This is a genomic window from Streptomyces sp. NPDC111744 (assembly GCF_055634995.1).
This window is the reverse complement of the sequence record NZ_JBVKCG010000029.1, coordinates 87,457-96,641: the sequence shown is the minus strand read 5'-3', so window position 1 is coordinate 96,641 and position 9,185 is coordinate 87,457. Positions and strand designations below refer to the sequence as shown.

At 68.4% G+C, this 9,185-nt stretch carries 7 protein-coding genes and 2 pseudogenes; 3 read left to right on the top strand and 6 right to left on the bottom strand.

Annotated features, from left to right (window positions below; translation table 11 throughout):
- Positions 1-98: 98 nt before the first annotated feature.
- The 3 genes and pseudogenes from ACZ7OO_RS38760 to ACZ7OO_RS38750 all read right to left on the bottom strand — a co-directional run.
- Positions 99-215, bottom strand: a pseudogene (locus ACZ7OO_RS38760) (transposase); the annotation flags it as partial.
- Between the two features lie 224 nt (positions 216-439).
- On the bottom strand, positions 440-1,141 hold the full coding sequence (locus ACZ7OO_RS38755; protein ID WP_471512166.1) for an alpha/beta hydrolase family protein: 702 nt from the start codon (positions 1,139-1,141) through the stop codon (positions 440-442).
- Positions 1,142-1,239: 98 nt separating this feature from the next.
- The gene (locus ACZ7OO_RS38750; RefSeq protein ID WP_471512162.1) at positions 1,240-2,784 is read right to left on the bottom strand and encodes an FMN-binding glutamate synthase family protein; all 1,545 of its coding nucleotides are present in this window, start codon (positions 2,782-2,784) and stop codon (positions 1,240-1,242) included.
- A 558-nt stretch (positions 2,785-3,342) separates the two neighbouring features.
- Between ACZ7OO_RS38750 and ACZ7OO_RS38745 the strand changes: the two genes are divergently transcribed.
- Entirely contained in the window at positions 3,343-4,233 is an 891-nt protein-coding gene (locus ACZ7OO_RS38745) for a hypothetical protein (RefSeq protein ID WP_471512161.1), read from the top strand.
- A 241-nt stretch (positions 4,234-4,474) separates the two neighbouring features.
- Here ACZ7OO_RS38745 and ACZ7OO_RS38740 read toward each other — a convergent pair whose 3' ends face one another.
- Positions 4,475-4,627, bottom strand: a complete 153-nt coding sequence (locus ACZ7OO_RS38740; protein WP_471512160.1) for a hypothetical protein — start codon at positions 4,625-4,627, stop codon at positions 4,475-4,477.
- 118 nt (positions 4,628-4,745) lie between these two features.
- Between ACZ7OO_RS38740 and ACZ7OO_RS38735 the strand changes: the two genes are divergently transcribed.
- Entirely contained in the window at positions 4,746-6,986 is a 2,241-nt protein-coding gene (locus ACZ7OO_RS38735) for an RICIN domain-containing protein (protein WP_471512159.1), read from the top strand.
- A 73-nt stretch (positions 6,987-7,059) separates the two neighbouring features.
- On the opposite strand, the gene ACZ7OO_RS38730 is transcribed toward ACZ7OO_RS38735, so the two are convergent.
- Positions 7,060-7,632: a TetR/AcrR family transcriptional regulator gene (locus ACZ7OO_RS38730; RefSeq protein ID WP_471512158.1), complete on the bottom strand. Its 573-nt coding sequence runs from the start codon at positions 7,630-7,632 to the stop codon at positions 7,060-7,062.
- The gene (locus ACZ7OO_RS38725; RefSeq protein WP_471512165.1) at positions 7,629-7,841 is read right to left on the bottom strand and encodes an amidohydrolase family protein; all 213 of its coding nucleotides are present in this window, start codon (positions 7,839-7,841) and stop codon (positions 7,629-7,631) included. The genes ACZ7OO_RS38730 and ACZ7OO_RS38725 overlap by 4 nt, the downstream gene beginning before the upstream one ends.
- A gap of 290 nt (positions 7,842-8,131) precedes the next feature.
- On the opposite strand from ACZ7OO_RS38725, the pseudogene ACZ7OO_RS38720 reads away from it, so the two are divergent.
- A pseudogene (locus tag ACZ7OO_RS38720) lies at positions 8,132-8,920 on the top strand (IS3 family transposase); the annotation flags it as partial.
- Positions 8,921-9,185: the final 265 nt, after the last annotated feature.

Below are 9,185 nucleotides of genomic sequence, written 5' to 3'. Positions count from 1 at the left end.
CTTCGTCGCAACGCCCGTGACCCACGCCGCCCCCTCGCGATCCTTGGCCTCGCTTGATCACGAACCGGACGTCAGACGACTATGCCGAAGCCCTGGTCCGGCTGGCCGGTGGGTCTGCGGTCGAGTCGGGCTTTCCTCCAGGCGGATAAGGTCGGTTCGATCAACGCCCATCGGGCGTCGGACAGGTCGCTGGGGTACGGCTTCCGCTGGCTCACGAGAGGGCTTTTACACGAACAACGCCGCTGACGGCGTTACTTCATCAGTACGGCGTTTCTATGACGTCCATAGACCAGACGGAATCTGAGTGCGAGAGACGGAGGAAATGGGCGCCGAGACCGGAGCCTGGAAGGCCGCGAAGCTGCACATGGAGCGCAAATCACTGCAAAGAGCAGCAGTCGCAAGAGCGGCATAACGGCGTAGGGCATACCTAAACGCCCACTCAAACACCCAAAATGCCCCTTCCCGCGGCTCGTGAGGCGTGGATGTACTGGTCGGCCCAGGCGCTGATGATGTGGGCGGCTCGCTGCGCCTGCCCTGGTGCGGTCAGGAGGTGGTCTGCTCCTTCGAGCGAGACGAAGCTTCGCGGGTGCCGCGCCTTGCGGAAGATCTCCCCGGCGTTGGCGATATCGACGGTGTCGTCGGTGGGCGAGTGCATCACGAGCAGCGGCTGGTCCAACTCGCGCACCCGCTCGTGCAGACGGGCACGGCGGACGTTCTCGACGAAGGCGCGCTTGAGGAGCAGGGTCCGCCCGCCGACGAACCACTCGTGCTGCCCCTCACTGAGCACGCGGTCCACGACCGCGTCGTACTGGTGCTCCACGTGGCTGGGGTCGGCGGGCATCCCGATCGTGGCGACCGCGCGGACGCCGGTCGCCTCGGCCGCCGCGGCGATGGCGGCGGCGCCTCCCCACGAGTGACCCACCAGCAGATCCGCCGGAGTCCCCCGCTCTGCCATCAGGTTTGCCGCGCGGACGGTGTCCTGGACCTTGACGGTGAAGGAACCGTCACCCCAGTCGCCGTCGGAGTCGCCGATCCCGAGGTTGTCGTAGCGCAGCACGCCGATCCCCTCGCGGGCCAACTGCTTGCTGACCCGCGAGGCGGCCGGCGAGTTCCTGCCGAGCGTGAATCCGTGGACAAAGATCCCCCAGCCCCGGACCTCGCCCTCCGTCAGGTCGATCGACCCGGCCAGCTCAGGGAACGACGACGCTCTTGAATCTCACTTCTTCGGACACGTTGCGATCACTCCGGCCGGGTGGTCGTGGAGGTCGGCGTGGAGACGAGCAGCTCGGTGATCTCCTTGGCAAGGTGCGGGCCGAGCTCGCCCCAGCCGTCCTTGTAGCCGTAGACACCGGCCAGGGTGCGAGCCTCGTAGTCGCCGTTCATGATCTCGATGTCGTCGGCGGTGATGAGTCCCGGGTGGGCGACGCCGACAGCCGACGAGACCTTCATCAGCTCCCTGCGCAGGGTGCGCAGGTAGACGGCGGTCCGGGTGGCCTTCGAGGTCGGGTCCAGGCCGCGGGCCAGCCACTGGTTCTGGGTGGCGACGCCGGTGGGGCACTTGTCGGTGTGGCACTTCTGCGACTGGATGCAGCCGATCGACAGCATCGCCTCACGGGCCACGTTGATCATGTCGGCGCCCAGGGCGAAGGCGACCGCGGCGTTCTCGGGCAGGCCGAGCTTGCCGGAGCCGATGAAGGTCAGCTCGTCGGTCAGCCCGAGCTCGGCGAAGGTGCCGTAGACCCGGGAGAAGCCCATCCGGAACGGCAACGACACCGAGTCGGCGAAGATTCGCGGCGCCGCTCCGGTGCCGCCCTCGCTGCCGTCGATGGTCACGAAGTCGACACCACGGTCGCCACGCGCCATCAGCGTGGCCAGCTCCTGCCAGAAGCCCATCTCTCCCACCGCGCTCTTGACCCCGACCGGCAGACCGGTCTCGCCGGCGAGCAGCTCGACGAAGTCGAGCATCGAGTCGACGTCGCTGAACGCGGTGTGCCGCGACGGGGAGACGCAGTCCTTGCCGACGGGGATGCCGCGGATTTCGGCGATCTCCGGGGTCACCTTGGCGCCCGGCAGCATCCCGCCCAGCCCCGGCTTGGCACCCTGGGAGAGCTTGATCTCGATCGCCTTGACGGGGGCGCTCGCGACCACGTTCTTGAGCTTTTCGAGGTTGAAGCTGCCGTCCTCGTTGCGGCAGCCGAAGTACGAGGTGCCGATCTGCAGCACCAAGTCGCCGCCATTGCGGTGGTACGGCGACAGGCCGCCCTCGCCGGTGTTGTGCATCGTGCCCGCCAGCGCCGCTCCCTTGTTGAGCGCCGTGATGGCCGCGCCGGAGAGTGAGCCGAAGCTCATCGCCGAGATGTTCACGACGCTCGCCGGCCGGAAGGCCTTGGCGCGCCCGCGCGGACCGCCCAGCACCTTGGCCGAGGGCAGCGGGGCCTGCGGGTCGTGCGAGTCGGGCAGAGCACCGGCGAAGGTGCGCTGCTTCAGGTAGGCGTGCCCCTGGACGTGCTCGACGTCGACCTCGGTGCCGAACCCGAAGTAGTTGTTCTCCTCCTTCGCCGACGCGTAGATCCAGGTGCGCTGGTCACGGCTGAAGGGGCGCTCCTCCTCGTTGGAGGTCACGATGTACTGCCGCAGCTCCGGCCCGATCGTCTCCAGCAGGTACCGGGCGTGGCCGATCACCGGGAAGTTGCGCAGCAGCGCGTGCCGCTTCTGGACAAGGTCGCGGGCTGCAACCAGCGCCACTGCTGTTGCGGCGACCGCGCCGATCCTCCTGGCCAGCATGAACGTTCCTCCTCGAGGCACGGCTCTATGGCCACACGATGGAGGCCGCTTGTGTCACATCGGGCGCCAGACGGCGCACACAGTCCAGGGCGCGCCGGCGCCATCGAAGAAAGCGAGACGACTCTAAAAGGCCACACGAATATGCGCAGCGACGGCAATCACACACTCCGAACGACCGGGCCCAGGCCTCGCCCGCGCCCGCGCCCGCGTGTAATCGGTGCATGGCGGCCGGCGGGGTTCCGGCCTAGGTCCTGTCGTCGAATTCCCGTCGTCGCCCGGAGGGCGGCTCCGCGGCGTCAGGTGCGTGCTCTGGGGGTCCCCCCGGCCGAAGGCTGGGGGGAGTGCCGGGCCCTGACCCTCCTACTGGATGTACTCGGGTCCGGGCCCGGTGCGGCGAGTGGGGGTCCCCCCTCTGGGGGAGCATGCATGGCGTCGCGGGGCAGGCGGGAATGTGACGACAGGGCCTAGCTGGCCCACCCGTCGCCAGTCCGTCACAGGGCCGGGGTTTGTGTTGTCCGCAGGGGTGACCCAGAGGGCTTTACCCAGCTCAGCGCTGAAGTGGGCGCTTGTCCGGCCGTCGCCGGATGGCGCGACAGCGAACCGGCGAACTTCGCCGACCAGGACGAGCAGGTCGCCCTGCTCACCCGATGCGTCAGCGACACCGACCTGCCCGCCGACGTCCGGGCAGTCGGTGCACTCGTCCTGCTCTACGGCGCCAAAATCACCTGTATCTCCACCCTCAAGACGGACGACGTCCACCGCACCGCGAAGGGCAGCAGCACTATCGCCCTCGGACGCCACCGCACCCTCCTACCCCCAGCGATGGACCGCCTGGTCAAGCAACAAGCCGAACCCGTCCAACGCCTCCAGGAGAGCCAACCCGGCCAAGCTCGGCGCCGCCGGCTGTTCCCCAGCCGCCTGCCCGGCCGCCACTACGCAGGCCACGACCTCTCCAGCCGCCCGGTCGCCCACGGCGTCGACGTCCGCGGCGATCCTCGGCGTCCACATCGACACCGCCGAGTGCTGGACACACCTGGCCGGTGCGCCAGGCACGCCACATCGCTCGGATCACAGGTGCTCATCGAGAGCGCGACCGCAGTAACGGACCCCGCTCTTCAGCCTGACGCCCCCGTTCGTCACGCTGACGCCGTGCCTCGCACAGCCACCGCCACCTCGTCCCGGCAGGTCCGCCGCCTCACCACGATGGCGTTTCTCGGTCCGCCGGTGATCGTCGGGCTGTCGTCGCTGTCCGCCAATCCGGACTGGAGCGGGCTCGGACTGGTGCTCGGGACCTTGACGCTGATCGCGACTCTCTCGCTGCTGATCACCGCCGCGCCGAACGGGTGGTTGATCGTCGGCGGGGTGATCGTCGGGATCGCCGCACTGTCCGGGCCGGGGCCGATACTGCAGGCGGAGGTGATGGCGCACCAAGAGGGACTAGAAGGCTGATGAAGAGCCAGGGGCAGCGCACCGAGGTGCGGATCACCTCGGTGTACACCACCAAGGGCAAGACCGACCCGATCTACCACTGCAGGCTGAAGCGGACCGATCTACCAGACAAACTGGCTGCAGGACCTGTATGGCGACGACATGCTCGCCTCCGACGAGGTCCCCGCCGCTCCCGGCAGCGCCCAGACCCTGCCATCGGCACCCGCCCGGCGCCGCAGGCCCTGAAACCCTCCCCTCCCTCTCATCGGCCGCCTCCCCGCCGCGCCCCCGACGGGGAGGCGGCCATACGTGTTCCATGGCCGCCGCCGCTGGTCGCGGCCGGTGCGGCCAGCACCGTGCCCGCCGTGAACGTCGTCGACGAGGTCTCCTCGACATCAGGGCCGTTCCCGCTCATCTCCCTTCTCTGAGGGCTTAGTTCATGGCTTATTTTTTGATGAGTATTGACGGCCCGTCGGACGGCGCTTAGCGTCCGATCCGCATCGCGCCCCGCATCCGCGACCGAGGAGACACGCGTGATCAACTCTCTCGCCGGGCTCGTAAGAGCCACCCGTCACCGCAGACGCACAGCCGCCTTCACGACCGCCCTTCTGCTGCCGGCCGCCGGTATCGTGCTGGTCTCCGCCCCCGCTGCCGGCGCCGCGACCATCCCCACCGCTCCCACGACCGTCGTCAACGCCAACAGCGGCAAGTGCGTGGACGCGCGTGCCGCGGCCACCGCCAACGGCACCGCCGTGCAGCAGTACACCTGCAACGGCACCGGCAGCCAGTCCTGGCAGTTCACCGCGACCGACGGTGGCTACTACCGCATCGGCGTGGCCTCCGCGCCGAATCAGGTCTGGGACGAGACCGACGTCTCCACCGCCGACGGTGCGCTGACCCAGCTGTGGCTCTACGGCGGCGGTGCCAACCAGCAGTGGCTGCCGGTCGCCGAGGCCTCCGGCACCTACCGCTTCGTCAACCGCAACAGCGGCAAGTGTCTCGATGTGCCGTCGGCGTCCACCGCCGACAGCGTCCAGTTGCAGCAGTACACCTGCAACGGCACGGGCGCCCAGTCGTTCACGATCTCCGGCGGCATCACCCCGCCGGCCAACACCCCGGACTTCGGCCCCAACGTGACGGTGTTCGACCCGTCGATGCCGATGTCCACCATCCAGTCGAAGATCAACTCGGTCTACAGCACCCAGCAGACCAACGAGTTCGGCACCCAGCGCAACGCCCTGCTGTTCACTCCCGGCACGTACAACGTCGACATCCCCGTCGGCTACTACACCCAGGTCTCCGGGCTGGGCCTGTCACCGGACCAGGTGTCGATCACCGGCGGCGGCGTGCACGTCGAGGGTCACACCAGCGACGGCAACGCCACCCAGAACTTCTGGCGCGACGCCGAGAACATGTCCGTGAGCCCCAGCTCGGGCAGCACCATGTGGGCGGTCTCGCAGGCCGACCCGTTCCGGCGGATGGATGTGCACGGCAGCATGAAGCTGTGGGACGACACCCACGGCACCACCACCAACTGGTCCAGCGGGGGCTACATCGGCAACTCCCGGGTCTCCGGCCAGATCAACTCCGGGACCCAGCAGCAGTTCCTCACCCAGAACACCGCCATGGACGGCGGCTGGACCGGGCACAACTGGAACATGGTGTTCGTCGGCGACACCGGCGCCCCGGCGACCAGCTTCCCCAACCCGCAGTACACCACCGTCGCCCAGAGCCCGGTGATGCGCGAGAAGCCGTTCATCTACGTCGACGGCTCAGGAAACTGGCAGGTGTTCGTCCCGTCGGTGCGCACCAATGTGCAAGGCCCCGACTGGATCAACGGCACTGCTCCGGGCACCTCGCTGCCGATCAGCCAGTTCTACATCGTCAAGCCCGGTGACACCGCCACGACGATCAACAACGCGCTCGCCACGGGCCAGAACCTGATCGTCACCCCGGGCGTCTACCACCTGTCCGCCCCGCTGAACATCACCCGCCCCGACACGGTGGTCCTGGGACTGGGCCTGGCCACCCTCGTGCCGGACAACGGCGTCACCGCGATCACCACCGCCGACGTCGACGGCGTCGACATCGCCGGGCTGCTGATCAGCGCGAACACCACCAACTCGAACGTGCTGATGCAGGTCGGCCCGGCCGGCTCGAGCGCCGGGCACAGCGCCGACCCGATCGTGCTGCACGACGTGTTCTTCCGCATCGGCGGCGACGTCGCCGGCAAGGCCACCCAGTCACTGGTCATCAACAGCAACGACGTCATCGGCGACGACCTGTGGCTGTGGCGGGCGGACCACACCAACGGCGTCGGCTGGACGACCAACCCGGCCGTCAACGGACTGATCGTCAACGGCAACAACGTCACCATGTACGGCCTGGCGGTCGAGCACTACCAGAAGTACCAGACCACCTGGAACGGCAACGGCGGCCGCACCTACTTCTACCAGAGCGAGACCCCCTACGACGTGCCCGACCAGTCCAGTTGGACCACCAGTGGAGGCGACCTCGGCTACGCCTCGTACAAGGTCGCCAACTCGGTGACCTCCCACGAGGCATGGGGTGTGGGCGTCTACGCCTATCTCCGCGACAACCCCTCCGTGGTACTCGGCCATGCCATCGAGGTGCCCACCACGTCCACGGTGAAGTTCCACAGCATGGTCACCACGGTCCTGGGCGGCGCCGGCACCATCAACCACATCATCGACGGCACCGGCAACCAGGTCACCCCCAGCAGCAACGTGGCCTACCTGGTCAGCTACCCCTGAGTCCGGCACGGACCTGACGGCACGCAGGACAGAGGGCCGGCCGGCCCGGGGACCCACCCCGTCGGCCGGCCCCTCACTGCTGTGCCGCAGCGCAACCGCCCAGGATGAGGCCGAGGAGGCGTTCGGCCTGCTCGCGTCGTCCGGGCTTTCCGGCGGCAAGGGCGACGCCGGTCAGGGCCGCGAACAGGTCGGGCGCGCCGATGTCCGACCGGATGGTGCCTTCGGCGGCCGCGGTGTCCAGGAGCGAGGTGAGGGCGGTCGTCATCAGCTCGCGGCTGACGCAGGGACTGACGCCGGAGTCGACGACGGCGCGCAGTGCCTCGGCCATCCCCGGTTGGACGGTGGCGTAGTCGAGGAAGCGGCCCATCCAGGCGTGGAGTGCCTCGCGCGGCGGCATCGTCGCCAGGAGCTCGGGGGCGGCGTCGCAGAGCCCGCTCAGTTCCTTACGGTAGACGGCCTCGATAAGGGCTTCTCGGGTCGGGCAGTTCCGGTAGAGGGTGCCGGTTCCCACGCCCGCTTCCTCGGCGATGCGACGAAGGCGCGCGTCCAGTCCGTCCTCGGCGAAGACGCACCCCGCGGTGGAGAGGATCTTCTGCCGATTGCGGCGCGCGTCGGCCCACAGGGGGCGCCCGGTCTGTGCGGTCATGGGAGGGCGAGGGTCCCTGTGCTGTGCACGATCTCGCCTCCCACCACGGTGAGTTCGGAGCGGATCCATGGAATGCGGTCCTCCGGCACGGTGAAGTAGTCCTCGCTGAGGACGGCGAAGTCCGCGTGCGCGCCGGGTGTGAGACCGCCCGCGGCTGGCCTCCTCGAAGCTGAGCCAGGCGCTCCCCGCGGTGTGACACTCCAGAGCACGGTCACGGGAAATCCGGTGGCGGGCGGCGCGGGACGCCGTCCATGGCACCACGACACCGCCGCATGTCGCTCTTCGACCGGTCGCCACTCAACTGCGCCGTGAGGTCGAGTAGTTGCGTGAGGAGAAGGAGATCCTCCGTAAAGCCACGGTTTTCTTCGCCCGGGAGACCAGCCGGTGATCTGCTACCGGCTGATCGACGAAGAACAGGGCACACCACGACGTCTCCCTCATGGCCCGGCTGCTGGGTGTGTCACGGCAGGGTTACTACGCCTGAAAGGACCGCGGCCCCTCCCGCCGGCATCGGGAGGACGCCGAGCGCACTGAGAAGATCCGCGGGCACCACGAGCGGTCCCACGGCACCCACGGCGCCCCGCGCATCCTCGCCGACCTGCGCGAACTCGACGGCCTGCGTGTGGGCCGCAAGCGCGTCGCTCGTCTGATGCGCCAGGCCGGGCTGGCCGGCGTGCACCGCCGCACCGGCCGGGCATCGCCGACCCGCCAGGACCGGCGGGCCCAGCCGGCCCCTGACCTGATCAGCCGGGACTTCACCGCAAGCGCACCGAACCTGCGCTGGACCGCCGACATCACCTACGTGCCCACCGACGAGGGCTGGCTCTACCTCGCCGTGATCATGGACCTCTTCTCCCCCAGGATCGTCGGCTGGGCCATGGCCGACCACATGCGAACCGAACTGGTCACCGACGCCCTCGCCATGGCAGCCGCGGCCCGCCGCCCGCGCCCCGGACTGGTGCACCACAGCGACAAGGGGTCGCAATACACGAGCCTGACGTCCAGTCAGCGCTGCGAGGAGGCCGGTATCCGGCACTCCACCGGCCGCACTGGATCTTGCTATGACAACGCCGTAACCGAGAGCTTCTTCGCATCACTGGAAAGAGAACTCATCGATCGCACCACATTCCCCACCCGCCACCACGCCGAGCAAGCCCTGTTCGCCTACGTCGAGGGCTTCTACAACCCAAGTCGCCGACTCTCGGCGAACGGCCAGCTCAGCCCTGCCGACTTCGAGCGCCGACACGCCGCAGAACCATCAAGTAAGGTCCTCTACGCCGGCGCATAGCTCACAAATCCATTCGTGTCTGTGAGACCGGGGTAACTCCACCGAACTGGGCGGCAACCTTCGCCGCAACCACCGTGCGGTGCAGGCCCTCACCGGTAGCGGTTGCAGTAGCCGCCGCCTAGGAATCGCGCTGAAGCAAAGGCTCCTCTGTTCGGACTTTGTCGTTCAGCCGTCTCTTAGCATTCCCGATCAACGAGTCGTTCGAAAGAGTGTCGACTGCGGGCCAACGGCGACCGCAGGATCGTTCCACGCCTCGCTCACGGCT